General features: G+C 57.0%; 12 protein-coding genes. 5 read left to right on the forward strand and 7 right to left on the reverse strand.

Features of this window, described 5'->3' with window-relative positions:
• Positions 1–21 precede the first annotated feature (21 nt).
• From K1Y02_00250 to K1Y02_00260, 3 genes are all read right to left on the reverse strand, one after another.
• The gene (locus tag K1Y02_00250) at positions 22–726 is read right to left on the reverse strand and encodes a DUF1080 domain-containing protein (GenBank protein MBX7254757.1); all 705 of its coding nucleotides are present in this window, start codon (positions 724–726) and stop codon (positions 22–24) included.
• A gap of 80 nt (positions 727–806) precedes the next feature.
• Positions 807–2,366, reverse strand: a complete 1,560-nt coding sequence (locus K1Y02_00255) for an FAD-dependent oxidoreductase (protein ID MBX7254758.1) — start codon at positions 2,364–2,366, stop codon at positions 807–809.
• Positions 2,367–2,379: 13 nt separating this feature from the next.
• Positions 2,380–3,336, reverse strand: a complete 957-nt coding sequence (locus K1Y02_00260; GenBank protein MBX7254759.1) for a DUF2804 domain-containing protein — start codon at positions 3,334–3,336, stop codon at positions 2,380–2,382.
• Positions 3,337–3,563: 227 nt separating this feature from the next.
• Between K1Y02_00260 and K1Y02_00265 the strand changes: the two genes are divergently transcribed.
• Entirely contained in the window at positions 3,564–4,682 is a 1,119-nt protein-coding gene (locus K1Y02_00265; protein MBX7254760.1) for a hypothetical protein, read from the forward strand.
• A 136-nt stretch (positions 4,683–4,818) separates the two neighbouring features.
• Here the strand turns inward: K1Y02_00265 and K1Y02_00270 are convergent, their stop codons facing one another.
• The gene (locus K1Y02_00270) at positions 4,819–6,486 is read right to left on the reverse strand and encodes a glycosyltransferase (protein MBX7254761.1); all 1,668 of its coding nucleotides are present in this window, start codon (positions 6,484–6,486) and stop codon (positions 4,819–4,821) included.
• 229 nt (positions 6,487–6,715) lie between these two features.
• Here K1Y02_00270 and K1Y02_00275 point away from each other — a divergent pair, with 229 nt between their 5' ends.
• The 4 genes from K1Y02_00275 to larA are packed head-to-tail and all read left to right on the forward strand — an operon-like array spanning position 6,716 to position 10,461.
• Positions 6,716–7,804 carry a PilZ domain-containing protein gene (locus K1Y02_00275; protein ID MBX7254762.1) on the forward strand — a complete coding sequence of 363 codons (1,089 nt, stop codon included), beginning with the start codon at positions 6,716–6,718 and terminating at the stop codon, positions 7,802–7,804.
• A 6-nt stretch (positions 7,805–7,810) separates the two neighbouring features.
• A complete protein-coding gene (locus tag K1Y02_00280; GenBank protein ID MBX7254763.1) occupies positions 7,811–8,560 on the forward strand; it encodes a hypothetical protein in 750 nt (249 codons plus the stop codon).
• The gene (locus tag K1Y02_00285; protein MBX7254764.1) at positions 8,538–9,101 is read left to right on the forward strand and encodes a type II secretion system protein GspG; all 564 of its coding nucleotides are present in this window, start codon (positions 8,538–8,540) and stop codon (positions 9,099–9,101) included. The genes K1Y02_00280 and K1Y02_00285 overlap by 23 nt, the downstream gene beginning before the upstream one ends.
• A 13-nt stretch (positions 9,102–9,114) precedes the next feature.
• Positions 9,115–10,461 carry a nickel-dependent lactate racemase gene (larA, locus tag K1Y02_00290; GenBank protein MBX7254765.1) on the forward strand — a complete coding sequence of 449 codons (1,347 nt, stop codon included), beginning with the start codon at positions 9,115–9,117 and terminating at the stop codon, positions 10,459–10,461.
• Between the two features lie 13 nt (positions 10,462–10,474).
• Here the strand turns inward: larA and K1Y02_00295 are convergent, their stop codons facing one another.
• The 3 genes from K1Y02_00295 to K1Y02_00305 form a co-directional block, all read right to left on the reverse strand.
• Positions 10,475–11,647 carry a dienelactone hydrolase family protein gene (locus K1Y02_00295; GenBank protein MBX7254766.1) on the reverse strand — a complete coding sequence of 391 codons (1,173 nt, stop codon included), beginning with the start codon at positions 11,645–11,647 and terminating at the stop codon, positions 10,475–10,477.
• 98 nt (positions 11,648–11,745) lie between these two features.
• Positions 11,746–13,302 (reverse strand): FGGY-family carbohydrate kinase, encoded by a 1,557-nt coding sequence (locus tag K1Y02_00300; protein MBX7254767.1) that lies wholly within the window; start codon positions 13,300–13,302, stop codon positions 11,746–11,748.
• 125 nt (positions 13,303–13,427) lie between these two features.
• Positions 13,428–15,023 carry a fucose isomerase gene (locus tag K1Y02_00305; GenBank protein MBX7254768.1) on the reverse strand — a complete coding sequence of 532 codons (1,596 nt, stop codon included), beginning with the start codon at positions 15,021–15,023 and terminating at the stop codon, positions 13,428–13,430.
• Positions 15,024–15,259 lie beyond the last annotated feature (236 nt).

The following is a 15,259-nucleotide window of genomic DNA, read 5'->3' on the forward strand; positions in this document are numbered from 1 at the left end:
TTTACATTGCCGCGGCGATGATTATTTCAGTTCCTTGACCTTAAGGTTGCGGAATTCGATGCGATATCCTTCGCCTTCAAGCCCAACAAAACCCTTGGGGTTGCCGCAGTTGTTCACTTTGCAGGTTACCGCGCCATTCACCCATAGAGTCAGTTCGCTGCCCTTCGCGGTGATTTCCAGCGTATTCCATTCACCGGCAGGTTTCACGCGCCCGTCTTTCACCTCATCTTTGGTGCCAAACGATTTCTTCTTGCCGTCTGGGCCAAGCGTTTCGCCGAAGAGATAGCCCCCGTCCGCATCACCGAATTGAGCTTGATGCCAAAGTGAACCGTCTTTGGAATTGCGCGCATACGCGCCGCTATTGTAGCCTGTCTTCCCTTCGACCTTCGTGTAACGAAACTCAAAGTGAAACACGGCATCGCCGAATTCGCGGTCACACAACAACATGTCATGACCGCCGTCGCCTTCACAGACCAGCGTTTTCCCGGCATCCTCGACGTGCCACTGCTGCTTGCCAAGCGGATCCTTGGGCGGAACCGCTACGCGCGACCACCCCTTCAGGTCCGCGGAAGGTATGATGTCCACCCAGCCTTTGGAGTCTGCTTCCAATGCGCTGGGCGTTGGTTCCGCAGCCACTGCGCTTCCTGCAATCACGAGACTCAGCAGAACCCCCGCAAGGGTCCACTTACCATATTGAATTCGCGAAGAGACGTGTTGAGTTTTCATGGCCGTACGTTAGTCAGTCGGCTCGGCAAAGTCAACCTTATTCAAGATGTCCCGCGCGAGAAGTCTCGCCACAACTTGGTTCAGGGAACCCACGTCAATATCTGCTTGTCTTGCAGTAGGCGTTCTTGAAGACGCTTCACATCCACTTCCTGGACAGCGCAGCCCGCATCTATGGACATGGACGCAGCCGTCGCGGCGGATTGACCTAACACCATGAACACCGGCTCCATCCGTATCGAGCCATACGCAATATGCGACGCGGAAAGGCAAACTGGAACCAGCAGATTAACGCATTCGCTCTGCTTGGGCCGGATCGAACGATAGGCTATTGGATATGGCGGGAATCCGCCGACTTCGACATCGCCTTCGTTCCACACGCGTCCGTCCTTGACGTAGCGCTGCACGTTGTGCGAGTCCATCGTATAGGCGGCGAGACCTACGGCATCGTCGACCACTTCCTGCCCCTGACAATTATGTTGGGTCATCACGTAGTCGGAGATCATACGCCGCGCTTCTCGAACATAAAGCTGATGTGGCCAGCCGCCTGAGTCGACAAATTCATCTTTTGGCAACCCCCATTGGTTGACCTCATTCCGCACGTTTTCAGGGACACGCGGGTCGTTGGCGAGAAACCACATCAGTCCCTGCTGGTAATCCTTGTGCTCGTTGAAGATCCGCTCTCGAACCGCATAGTCGCCGTCGGGGTATTCATAGTTCATGCCGATGTTATCGCTGGCAAATGCGCCCTTGTTGTTGGTATCGGTCTTCTTGTTCGGCATGGGCGTCGACAATCCCAAAACGGTCCAGTGACCGGCATTGAGATACCGCAACAGCAACTCGTAACGCAGTGGATCGTAGTTCTGCGGCTTTGGGAACGGCATCCGGTTTGCCGGGTCATTCGTCAGACACATGCGGAAGTTGTAAGCCTGAATGCGTTTGTCTCCCGCTCCTTCTTCACCAGGTCCGCCGTCGTGAATACTGGGCAGCAATCCGCTGGACGGATCGCCTTCCACGATATACGGGGCGATGGCGCACTCGAATTGGTGGGACTTGGCGTTTTTAGTCTGCACACCGTTTAGCGTCTCGCCATACACGCTATTGGCCTCCCTGCCCACGTGATACGAAACGCCGGCCTTCGCCATCAGGTCGCCTTCGTAAGTCGCATCGATGAATACCTTCCCCTCAACGCGTAGCCCGCTCTCCATGACGATGGCGATTATCCGGCCTTGGTCTTTCTCAACACCCTTCTCAAGGTTAAGCCGTTCGCCGTAGAGCACGGGGATCTTCGCTTCCGCCATCATCGATTTGAACGTGTCTTCCGCGACGTGAGGCTCAAACGTCCATGCTTCAGGTTGACCGTAGTGTTTGCCAAGCCGCTGGTAGAACTCTCTCGATATCCCCCCAATAGCCTTCTTGTTCCCGATGTCCGTAGCACCAAGCCCGCCCGATGACAAACCGCCCAAATGACGGCCCGGCTCGATCACGACAGCGGTCTTACCCATGCGCGCGGCTTGTACGGCCGCCGCGACTCCTCCCGAGGTCCCGCCATAGACGACAATGTCATATGATTCCGCCGCTTCGACTGGCGCAACGACGGTTCCCGCACATACGGCAACGCAAATGCCAATGAGTGTCTTCATAATCATGTTCCACCTACCATCGAGCACGATGCTCCTCAGCCCAGCCCACAATTCCATCCACAGGTATCGTCCTATCCTCGACCCGTATCGTCCCTTGATACCGGCCAAAAGTCTGATGCGTTGTGGAGCGTACCACGAAGAGGTTCGTATCATCTGCACGCTCGAAGAATGGGACGAAGGTAAGCCGGATCGCGTCGCTCGACTCGGAATTCATGCGCCAAGGGCGCATAAAATCTCGGCAGTCGTATTCGATGGCGACTTCATCAAACAACTTATACAGCCGCCCGTTGAGCAGAATCCCGTTTTCGTTCATCCCCGTGTTGTCGGTCCACTTGGCACCCATGTTGACACCGATAACGTCACTGCCGCTGTAGCCGGAGAATGCGGCCCAATTCCAGGTGGTGCGATAAGGCCAAATTCCGCGGCCAAAGTCCAGGCACGCAAACGCTGCATCGGGAACAAGCTCAAACGTCTCGTTGCCCCACCGGATGGTCCCCCGAGACGGCAGGCAATGCTGCTTTGACGTGAACTGAAACCTCGTCGGACTCCATGGGATGACAACGTTGAGAGTCTCGTGCTCCGCAGGCCTCACAATTTCAATCGCCGCGTCGAGTGGCTGTCCCGCGAATGAATCTGCATGAATTGAAAGACGGACCGTGGTTTCTGCGCTTTCAAACGCGATGCGCGTGTCTTTTTGCTCAAATTGGATCGAACCTTCAACTGTTTCCGGCATGATCGGAGTGCGGGCGAATGGTTTTACGACGACATGCTCCGCATATCGATTCGACGCATATTCCAAGAAATATAAAGCGCCGACCGACAGATAGTCGATGTGCGCAATCGTGGTGGAGAACAGAAAGCGGTCTCCCACGATACACCAGTAATCCCATTTCTTCTTTCGTGGGTAGAATCCTCGAAGATTGCACACATGCACAGGGTGACGTGACCACCCTACGGCTTCGGGATTCATCCGGCCGCTCTCCGCACACAGCCGGATGCAATCCCTGATCTCTTTGGGCAATGACATCGTTACTTGGTCATCCCATTTCCAGTGCCGTCCCCTGATAACAGTCAGACTGCATTCTACCGTTGCGGATATCGCAATAACACAGGTGGACCCGCGCGATTCGAAAAGGATACCGTATTCGTGTAGTCGCAAACGGGGCGTATGGAATGGGGGGGGGAGATAGACGGACCATGCGAAGAGCGAAGCGTAACTCAGGTTTTCTTCACACACGCGCAACAGACTCACACAAACGCTATTCACGCACTCTCACTGCGCTGACCTTGTTTCTGATGTCGTGCGCGATCACCGGACGTGTCCATGCGGCGGCAGATAGCCAAAATGAGTCCACGCCCGTCTTTCACGTCGAGCAACGCAGCGCAGAGGCCGTCCTAAAGGCAGACAAGCCTTGGGAAAGCCACTGCGTTTCGGGGGCGACTGTCATACGAGAGGGCAGTCTTTGGCGCATGTGGTACGGCGCATACGACGGCCAGTACAAACGCGACGACGACTCATCACTCTGCTACGCGGAATCGAACGATGGCGTTCATTGGTCGAAACCTGACCTCGGAATTGTCGAATACCATGGCAACAAGAATAACAATCTTCTTCTTTATGGACGGCAGATCGGCGGATTCGCCTTCTCGTGCGTTTTCATTGACGAAAGCAAGGACGCCAACGAGAAGTACAAGATGATCTGGCAAAAGTTGAACGAGGAGAAGCAGGCCTGGTGGGTGTACGGTGCTGTTTCCGCGGACGGCAAGAAATGGACGCTTTTGCCGGAGCCAATCAGCCCCAAGAACTCCGATACAACAACCGCCTGCATACCGGACGGAGACAAATACCGCCTCTACACACGGGTGTGGCAAGGGGGCGATTTTAAAGGCGCTCGCGCAGTCGGCTACACCGAGTCTGACCACTTCGGAAGTTTTCCCGATCCCATCGAGATCTTCAGTCACGATGCCCAGGACCCCGCGGAACTGCAATTCTATTCGAATGCGGCAACAAAGCTGGCCGATCGGCTCTACGTGATGCTGCCCGCTGCCTTCTACACACAGCAACAGAAAGTCGAAAGCCATTTGGCGTGGAGCCGCGACGGGATTCACTTTACACGGCAAGGGCGCGAGCCAATCGTGGGCATTGGAACCACCTTCGATTCAAAGGGGGTCTATGTCATGCCCGGGGTCGTGCAGGGAGACAAACCAAACTCGTGGTGGATGTACTACACGGGAACCAGCCTCGAGCACGATATCGATCCGAAAGAAGTCAAGTACGACGGCGGAATCGGACGCTTTTTACTGGTGCTCGATTGAGGCGCGCGCCCGGTTGGGCGGAAAGCGGGGACAGACACGTCTCCGCTTCGCTGCGCTTGTGTCAGTCCCTGTTTTCCGCCGCTATTGACTCTTTCTTGGGTCAACCACAATGTTGCCCCAATTACGATTCACCACACTAGACTGTTGCGGGATCGTCGACAAATGCGCGCATGATTTGCATCGTTTCGCGCGCAAGGGCCAGCGCATCCGCTCGCAAACCCAGCTCCGCCAACATGTCGCATAGTCGTTGCCGCGCCTCTATGCTCAAGGGTAGATCCGCCATCCGATGGTACAACCGTTCGGCGGCATGAGACTTCCTCCCCGTCTTCCACAGCAGCTCCGCCCCGAAAAGGACGCCGCTCGTGTTCTCGGCATCCAGGTCTTCGGCGCATCTCAAATGTTCCTCGGCTGCGGCCAGGTCATCGTGCGCGGCAAGAATGTTGGCCATCCTAATGTGCGCCTCCGCATGTACCATGGCGATCGTTGCCGTTCGCTCAGCCACGGAGCGCCGCCAACGGATCACAAATGCATCCTCGGGCGGCCCCAGCAGACAGGTCTCGCCACTGCTGCTCTCGCATCGCACCGCTTTCGATAAGTAGCCAAGCGCTTTCTTGTCGTCGCCGCGTGCTGCGCACCCCAAGGCTGCGTTCAGCGCAAGTACGGCCGATTCGGGCATGCAGGCGTGTGCACGTTCGAGTGCATCAAGAATTTCGTCCGATAACGTGGCGCCTGGACTCGAAAGCCCTATTTGCGCGGTTATACTCCACACGCGGGGATCGTCTGGACAACGGTCCATGAGCTCGGGCAAAAGACTCTTTGCCCACTCTCCATGACCCGCATAGCGCGACTGACCGTACATAAGGATGTCGCGATACCGTTGTTCGTGCTCGGGTAATTGGCAAAACGGGCGGCCGGATCCCGGCGCATTGGCAATCCAGTCAATTAATGCCGTCAACCGATTCTCGCCAGCGAATTCCGAGGCGCGTGCATGCCCGGCGTCTGCGATTTCTTGAGCCTTTTCAGGGTGTTCCAAGAGCTGGGCGATACAATCCTCGAAGTTGTCCGCGTCATACAGCACGATTTCTTCACCGGGGTTCACGTGGCCGCGCACTTCGAGGTTACCTGATTCCAGAAGAGCAGTGGAACCGCAGGCGAGCGTTTCGAAGACGCGCAGGTTCAACTCGCCGCGTATCGAATGGTTGAACACCAGACGCGCCCGATTCAGCAGTCTCGCGTAGTCGTCGCCGAACGCGCCTCCCGTAAGCACGATGCGGTAACGATCCGAAAGTCGCGCCAGGCGTTCCAGATAGCGCGCCCGGACCGGATGAGCCGCTGTACTCAGGTTGCCCACGAACAAAACGTCGATGTCCTTCTTGATGTCCATCTTCCGATGGATAGGCGTGACGGCGGAATACAGCGGCATCGCATGCATTGGCTGGATGAGCTCGGCGTCCAAGACGTTTGCGCCGCGTTGATCGCACAAAAACAGGTCGTATCGAGCGGAATTGGGTGCCAGGATGGGGTGATAGACGTTCCAGTCTGACACAAGCGCAACGGTCCTTATGGGCGCGTGCTCGACTCCGAAAGGCGGAGGATATGCTTCGGGCATCCAGCACATCAGTAGATCCGGCGCCCAGGTGCACGCAATCCGCCGGATGGCATCCCCGGCAGAGTCCTGCCTCGGATCAAACTGGAAATCACACGTCACATCCTCGCCCAGAGTCCTTATCTCATGAGGACCACGATACAAGGACACGGGGGAAACGTCGCAGAAGAACGGCTTTCCCATACTGAGCACACGCATAGACGAACACCCCGGTACTTTCTGCGCTTCGTGGCGACAGACTCGCGAAAATGGTACGCGGGAGTGCCTCCGAGAACAACATACCCGTATAGTCCCCAAAGCACGTCAGTGAACGGCGAAGACCGGCAAATGAGACATTGAAGGACGCCCTGTGTATACTGATGGAGGTAATCCTTTGCTGTGCAGCGTCTTGAGACAACCAGGCAGCGTTTAGGAAATAGGGAAAGCTATGGCTTTAGGTACGGCAATATCGTCACCCGACACCATCCAATGGCTTGCAGCAACATTCGGCACGCTGATGTTCGCCGCAGTTGGATTCGAGTACGTCCGGCAGTCCAAGAATCGCAAACGGCACCGCCTGGAATCCTGGAAGACCCTGGAAGCAATAGCCCGTGAAAAGGAACTGACGCCGGACGAAAAGAAGCTGCTCGAAAACGTAGCGAAGCGCTGGTCTCCGGATGATCCTCACCATATGGTCTCGGTGCGGCACACATTCGACAAGGCCGTCGAATCCGAAATGGAACAGATCAAGACCGCCGGAGATTTGACCGCCTTTGAGCAGGCCGGGGTTCTCCTTCGTGACATTCGCGGACGCCTGGCATTGGATTATGTTCCGCTGGGACAACGTATTCACTCGACCCGCGAATTGTTCACAGGGCAGGAGATTTGGATTTCGCGCGTGTCGGCGGCGCCGCCCAAGTGGATTCGCGGTTCGGTCGCGAGCATCGACGAGGCCTACTTGGGTGTGCGGATCGTCGGCGCGACAGAGGAGCGTCCGGTTTTCGAAAGAAATGAGGAACTGCGCGTCCGTCTGTGGAGAGAAGAGGATGCGCGGTACATGTTTACGGTGCGGTTTGCCCGCGAAGACCGGGAGCCGCCGGCCTTGCTCTTCTATCACACTTCGGAGCTCACCCGCGTCCAGGCGCGCGATTTCTACCGGGTCAGGTATGAGCAGAATGTGACGATTGGCATTTTGAATGCGCCCGTGGATGGAAACACGCAAGACACCAAGGATCGACAGGTCGTCACGAAGCTGCGGGGCCGTATCACGAACATTAGCGCGGGGGGTCTTGCGTTGGTGGCGCCTCAAGCCATTCCCACACAGGTACTCATCCGCGTGACGCTGGAGTTCAATGTCTCAGGGCTCGAACCCGTCACAGTCGATGCGCGGCTCGTATCTTCGGCGCCGCTGTCGGGCGGCCGCCACTTGGTCCGCGCCACCTTTACCGGTATCGACGACCAGGCAAGAGAGGCCATAGCGCACTTCGTGATGCACCGTCAGCAAGCCTTTCTCGACCCCAGTCTGCCCAAGGAGTAATCTTCGGTGCAGTTTCTCCGGAACGCAATCGACGCGGTTCAACGCAACCTCTTGCCTGTAGGCATTTACTGCGGAGCGGCGGCCTTGGCCGTTCTGCTCAGTTCAATGGCAGACGCCGCAGTACTTCAACAGACGGGGATGGACAACAAGGATCTGCAGATTGGAGCGTACGGGCTTCTGTCTTCCCTGTTTTTCATAGCCGTCTTGGCCGCCGTGAGGTGCGTAGTCTTTGCGCGCATGGGAAAAGAGATTGACAAGCCTCTCTGGAGAATCCGCGACGATTGGGAAGCCACAAAGCGATTCTTGCCCATGTGGATCCTCTTGGATTTCGTCACATTCGCGGCCATGTGGCTTCGAAACCCCGAATTGTATGGCGGCAAGCTAAATGCAATTTCCGCTATCTGCCATATCGTCGCGCTGGTCATGAATATCGCCACCGTACCCATCGGCGCATGCATCATGTTCACGGGGCATTTCCAATGGCAGCGTCTTTCCGAGGCGCTGTCGCCGCTGTCACGGCAATTGCAGCAAAGCGGAATCGTCCTTGCAGTCTGCGTGTTTCAGTTGGTAGTGCATGACGCAGTTGCCAGCCACATCCTGTCGATTTCCGAGACGCCGGGTCCTCTCGATGGTTTACCCCACCGGATCGCCCTTATCGCCGTAATGGCGTACCTGGAGTGCGTAATCTTCGCTGCAGTCTGGCTGTTGTGCATGGCCGATAGGGAAACACCCAATGACATCGACTTCGACTTCTAGGCGCACGATCTCCGGGAAGTACATCCTTCTGTTCTTCCCTATTCTCGCGGTCGTGAGCTTCGTGGCAACATACACAATCGTCGCGCTCAGCACCCCGCAGAATTCGCCCAAAGCGCAAATGTTCCGCACGGAAGCCACGTTGCGTTCGCTGGCCAACGCCATTGAGACGTATCGGGCCGATCTAGGCGCCTATCCACCGGCGGGCGAAATGGGCTTGAGCCTTGCTACGGCATATTTGTCCAAGACCGTCAACTACTTACCGGAGGGTCCGCCTCAGGATGCTTGGAATCACTCGTATTACTATGTCCCCTCCGATGCCTATCAAGCTCCCGGCTCGGTGGCGCTCAAGCTGGACGAGAAGTACCTTGCGCCGACTACTTACCAGTTGTATTCGGCCGGTATCGATGGCGATCCCGGAATTGAGGACCCCCGGAAACGTGCAGACAACATCTCTTCTTGGGACAGCGATCGCGCATGGCGCGCCAAGTACTACCACCTGCAGCAAGCCTACTTTGAATCACAGGTGCACGCGAACGAGTAAATGGATATACTAGATGTCCATGGACCTCCATCTCAGATACGGAAACAAGTCCGTCGAAGCGATGCTCCCCTGGGGGCGTTGCCTCGACGTACTTGAGATTGCGGAAGTTCCGGCCCTCGCGGATCCGCAGCGGGAGATCCTCGGTTCCCTCCAGCAGCCTATCGGTCTCGACCGGAGTGTTTTTGAACTCGTCCATGCCGGAGAGAGCATTGCGATAGTCGTTTCGGATGCATTTCGCAACACGGCGGTCGACCAGGTCCTGCCGGTCCTCATCGGTGGCCTCAACTATCGCGGCATACTCGACGAGTCGATCATTGTCGTATTTGCCAGCGGAACCCACCGGCCGCCCACACCCGAGGAACAGGCGCGGATCCTCGGACCGGAAATGTACGCGCGCCTGCGCAGCCGGTGCTACACACACGACCCTAACGACGAATCGAATCTCATATACATCGGGATTACCTCTCGCGGAACGCCCATAGAAATCAACAAACGCGTGTACGACTGCGACCGAATCATCGCGACGGGTACGGTCGTGATGCATTACTTCGGAGGATTCGGCGGCGGCAGGAAATCGATCGTTCCGGGGATCAGTTCGTCGCGGACAATTGCGCACAACCACGCCATGAATCTTCATGCCCACGAAGACCGGCTCAATCCGGCCGTGCGAATCGCTGCGCTTGATGGAAACCCCGTGGCGGAAGACATGCTCGAAGGAGCCCGCTTGGCGCGAGTCGATTGCATCATCAACACGGTCCTCGACAAGGAAGGAAGAATCGCGCGCGTATTTGCGGGTGAACTAGACGCGGCCCATCGCGCCGCCGCCGAATATGCCCGCTCGCTCTATTCGGTTCACATTCGCAAGCGGGCGAACCTGGTGATCGCCTCCGCGGGTGAGGCTAGGAACTTCATCCAATCGCACAAGGCGCTCTACAATGCGTTCCAGGCCATGGAGCCCGGCGGCCGGATCGTGTTGCTTGCCAGTTGCGCCGAGGGTCTTGGAAGCGAACGGTATGCCTCGTGGTTACGCTTGGGAAGCGCGAAGGCCATTATTCGCGAACTTCGAAAGGCCAGTGAGATATACGGACAGACGGCGCTGTCTACGGTGGAGAAGGGACCTTCTGCCATCCTCGTGACGGAACTCCCAGATCAGGCCGTCTCTCTGTTGGGAGCGACAAAAGCCGCCACGATTGCCGAGGCGCTCGAAATGGCGCGTGCCGACTTGTTCGAGGCCGGCATTTCAAATCCAACGTATTACGTCATGCCTTCCGCCGCGTACACGGTTCCATTCGTGGTGGGCTCAGAAGACAAGGCGCAAGTCACGCCAGGTCTGTCTGGTTTCACGCACACGCGCACGTAATACGCCTTGTCAATCAGCCTCCGCTAGTCGTTTCCGCTGTGGCCGCGGGCCTTTGCCACTTGACGATCAACTCATTGGGGTCGGGATTGGACTGCAGAAACTCTTCGTAGGCGCCGATGTTCTTAAGCTCACGTCCGAAGAATGCGGTGACATATCCATTCGTCAGCCGGTAGACAGTCTCCATTGGTAGATACGTAATGGGTTCTCCGTTTGTGATTCGCTCTCCCTGGCCCACGCCGTCGCCAAAGTCGGGCTTGAAGTAGTACATGCATGTAAACGAAAAGTGGCCGGCGTTCTTGAATTCCACGAGATAGTGTGGCCCCTTGGATTCTTCATAATACAGCCGCGCCCGATCATTGCCTTCGGCCTTAATGGTCTTGTCTTCGGTTGCAACGACGACTAACACGGGACAATTGTAGTTCGTTCGTGACTTCGCGACTCCTGTAATCGGCGCTATCGCTTTCACGCGCGGATCCGCGTCCGCAACCAGCGTGCTGGTGTAGCCGCCGAACGAATGGCCCGTCACGCCAATGTGCTCGGCATCGATTCTGCCCAAGAAGCGGCTATCTCCCCCCTTGCTGAATCGAATCATGGTGTCAATCAGAAATGAAACATCCTTGGGACGATCCACCTCCGATTGCTTTCTCATGTCCTCGTTGAAAATGACCACTTCTTCGCCGACCACCGTCGCGGCACAATTACCCGTGTGATCGGGCGCGACCACGATGTAGCCGTGACTGGCGAGATGCTCGCACAGAAAGGGACTCTGCGTGCGCAAACCGCCGTTCCCGTGAGAAAACACGATCAACGGGAATCTTCCGTCGCGCACACGCGCGTCCCGCACGGCGATGCTCGGAAACGTTTTGCTTACTTCCCGGATATCCGCGCCAAAGGCGAGGCCCATCGCGATCATGTACCCAATGTTCTTTCCGCCCAGGTAGTAATCGACAAGGCTGTTTTTCGGAAGTTCCTTGGTCTCGTCGGTTGCCGGATACCAAATCTCCGTCAGTAACGACCTCGGTCCCTTGCTCGACTCGTCCGTCCGCGAGTGATCGACAAGCTGTAGCGTCGTCACTCCGACAGGAAAAGGTCCCGGCTTTTCTGGGTCGGGCGCATCTTGCGCTTGCGCTGCGATGGCACAGAAGAAAGCGGTAGTCAAAAGAACCAGTCGGTATCCGCGGGGCATAGGAGTCTCCTTGCAGCCAGGGTTCGGCCATGGCGGTATCGCCACGCTCGCGTCCGCGCGAGCGGCTCAACAATACCACACATTCAGGCGTAACGCCGCTACTGAATCGCTTCCGCGAGATTCACGTATTGATCCTTCAGAAGAGGATACAAATCGCGGTATATCGCGTAGAGTTTCGCGTATTTCGCGTGCGTCTCCGGATTGGGCTTCGAGTGTTCGCCTAGCCGAACCCAGTTCTTCACCACGTCGTAGTTCTTGTAGATGCCAACGCCGACGCCTGCCGCCACCGCGTTGCCAACCGGGGCGCCCTTCGACGACTGAGCGTAGGCACACTCCACGTTAAGAATGTCCGCGATAATCTGTCGCCACATGGGACTGTGCGCGCCGCCCTCGCTCAGAATCATTGGCAAGTCCATCTTCACGCCACTCGCGCGCATCAAATCGAAGTTGTGCCGCAGACCGTAACCCGCGCCTTCCATCAATGCGCGAATGAGATGGCCGCGCCCATGATCGAGACTCAGGCCGAATACCACGCCACGCGCGTGCGTATCCCATATCGGTGTGCGTTCGCCCATGAAGTACGGCAACACGATTAGCCCATTGCTGCCCGGCGGCACGTTGCGCGCTTCGTCGTTCAGCATCACGTACGCGTCGCGTCCCGTCATCTTCTCCGCGGTCAATTCGAGTTGTCCGAAGTTGTCGCGAAAGTACCGGATCAACGCCCCGCAAGAGACCAGCGCTGCCAGCGTCGTGTAGAGCGTGCGCGAGTTGGCCGTGTGCACAATGGTAATCATGTCCTTCGTGAACGTCGGCGTCTCGTGTACCACGCCCAACACGCCCGCTGTACCCATGACCAACTGCGTTGAGCCGGGCTCTACCGCGCCGCCCGCAACCCATGCCGCATTGCAGTCCACCGTTCCCGCGACCACCGGCGTGCCCGCCGCAAGCCCTGTACGTTCCGAGGCTTCCCTTGTCACCTCGCCGATCACTTCGTCGCACGCAAACGCTTCTGGTAGCTTGTCCGGGTCAAGGCCAATTTCTTCAAGCAGCGCCGTGTCCCACTTTCGTTTCACGATGTCAAACGCGATACCAATGAGCGATGCGTTCGAATAGTCCGTCACTGCCTTTCCGGTCAGCTTCATGCACGGATAGTCCGCCGCCGTCTGAAGTTTGTAGGTCTTCTTATACAAGTCCGGACGATTCGCCTTTTCCCACATCAGCTTCGCCGTAGCGTAGTAGGGATCGATGGGATTCGCGCTCAGTTTGAAGACGCGCTCATCGCCGATATTCTGCTTCAACCACTCACATTCGGCCGTCGCCCGCCGGTCCATCCAGATGTGCCCGTTCGCCAACGGACGAAGATCTTTGTCCACGCAAATGCACGCGGGCGACAACGCACTAATTGAAACACCTTTGATATCTTTCGGATCGACCTTGGATTGTTTGATTGAAACTGCGATGGTGTCCGCCACCGCATTCCAATACCACTCGGGGTCATGTTCGGCTTTGGCCCCGGGGTACTTTTCCCAGGCCTCTTTCGTTGTGATGAGTGGATACTCGATATAGTGCGTACCCAGGACGTTCCCTTCGACGTCCATCACCACCGCTTTGGTTCCACCTGTCCCCACATCGCAACCGACTAGGAATTGCCCCATGACACACGCTCCCGTTTGTCTTTGTAATGACACGTGCTTACTTTTAAAAATGACAACAAAAAAGCGCCCGCCATCGCTGACGAGCGCTTGAGATCAACTGCCTTCTGCGAATCGCATCTTCATCTTCAGCTCAACGTATTCTTCACGTCGCCCGCGACACGCGTCGGGATACCAAGGTTGAGACACACGCTCACGAGTTCCTGAACGATATCGCCGTAGCCAATGGTAATGTGGTTCGACATGTGGGACGCCATCAACTCGTTTCGGTCGTAACCCGGAATGTAGACGTTCGCAATCGGCCACACCGGCGTCGTTTTGTCGAGGCGATCCTTCACTTCCTTCTCGGGCATTTCCAGCACTTCGCCCGTGCCGCAGTCCATGCCCAACTGACCGAACTGTTCGTAACAACGCGCCCACGTGATCGTGCCAGGCTTCGATATGCCAGAACACGTGCCGCCGCCCAGCGGGAAATACATCGCCGGTTGACGGTAGATCTTCGTGTTCTTCCAGCCGTTCCAGTGCGCGGGAGGAGCGCCGCCGGAAATCTCGAACACCCACGCGAACTTGCCGTCGTACTCGCGTCCCCAGCGTACGTCGTGCAATGTCGTTTCGGGATCCATCTTCTTCATCTGGTAGATATCGTGCATCAGCAACTGCGGAATGCCAGCGCCGAGGTCGCCTTCGTTGAAATGGACAATGGGTTTGCCCTTGTTGATGACTTTCCCGGTTGCCGGGCTGACCACGTCGGGACGGTCGGCGTTGTTCAGCATGCCTTCCACCAAGTCCGATGCGGGCACCGAACGCACGAGTCCGTACTGATAGGGAATACCAACCGACGCCAACCCATAGCGTTCGTAGATACGGGCCGCCGCAGCGTACATCTTCATCTGGGAAAGCACCTGCGCGTGCGTGAGCTGCTTGAACTGATCGTATCCCCAATCGAACCAAGCGCCTTTCTTCACCAGCCAGTTGAGGTACTTCTGACCTTCTTCATCGCTCACGAGCTTCATCTCGGCGAGCAGATCGGACTGGTTCAGGTATTCGATCGGCATACCTGCCGCGCCGACCTTGCCGGGGTCGAGGACCGCGTTCAACATCCCCATGCATCCCGGATCGAATTGACCCATGATGCGCTTGTTCTTGCGAATGTCCGCAGCAAGTTCTTCGCCCAGTTTTGCGGCCTTGCTCGAAAGCTTCAGCTTCGACGCGTCAACCACGTGATCCATCTTGTGTGTCGTCTTGCCGGTCTTCACCCATTCGCCGAGCTTCTTCATGAAGTACTCGTCATCAAGGAAGTGATCGCTCCACAGGCGGGAATGCTCCACCGACAAACGCGAAAGCGTGCCGGAATGGTTCAGCAGGGCGACAAGACCAGGCCATGTTCCGTCGAAGTTCGCGAGCAACAGGATGGGCCCCTTGTGCGTCTGCAGCGGACCGCTAACGTGGTGCGCGTACGCCCAGCAGCTCAGCACAACGACGACCGGCGCATTCGGATCGATCTTCGAGAAGACGGATGTCCCCTCACACTGCTTCGTCAGAAACCCGTGCTTCCGCTTCTTGTCGTAATCGGGATACACCTCGGTCTTTACACCGAGCTTCGTGAAGGCCTGCTTAACGGCCTTCAACGTCTCTTCCTGCATCGGCCAGCACACGACACCCGCCGAATCCCGAAAGTCGCCGTTCGAAATCAGATAGACCTTTTTGCCCTTGTCCTTGCTCATGGTCCCCGTTCCTCCTGTTCCGCCCAGTCTGCAATCCGCCGCCGCTCGCGCGCAGATAGTATTGCCAGGGGAGTTGTTTATCTTCATTCGCCAACCGTCCCGCGAGCCGCTGTTGCCCCCCTCGCCGGTCAATCGCCGCAACAGGATAGCACACGAACACCAAAAGCGCGACAAGGCAAAGCCAGACACTTACAAGGGCTGACGTAGCACCGAGTCACCCAGGAACGGACGATGGA

This window comes from Candidatus Hydrogenedentota bacterium, assembly GCA_019695095.1.
Lineage (GTDB): Bacteria > Hydrogenedentota > Hydrogenedentia > Hydrogenedentales > SLHB01 > JAIBAQ01.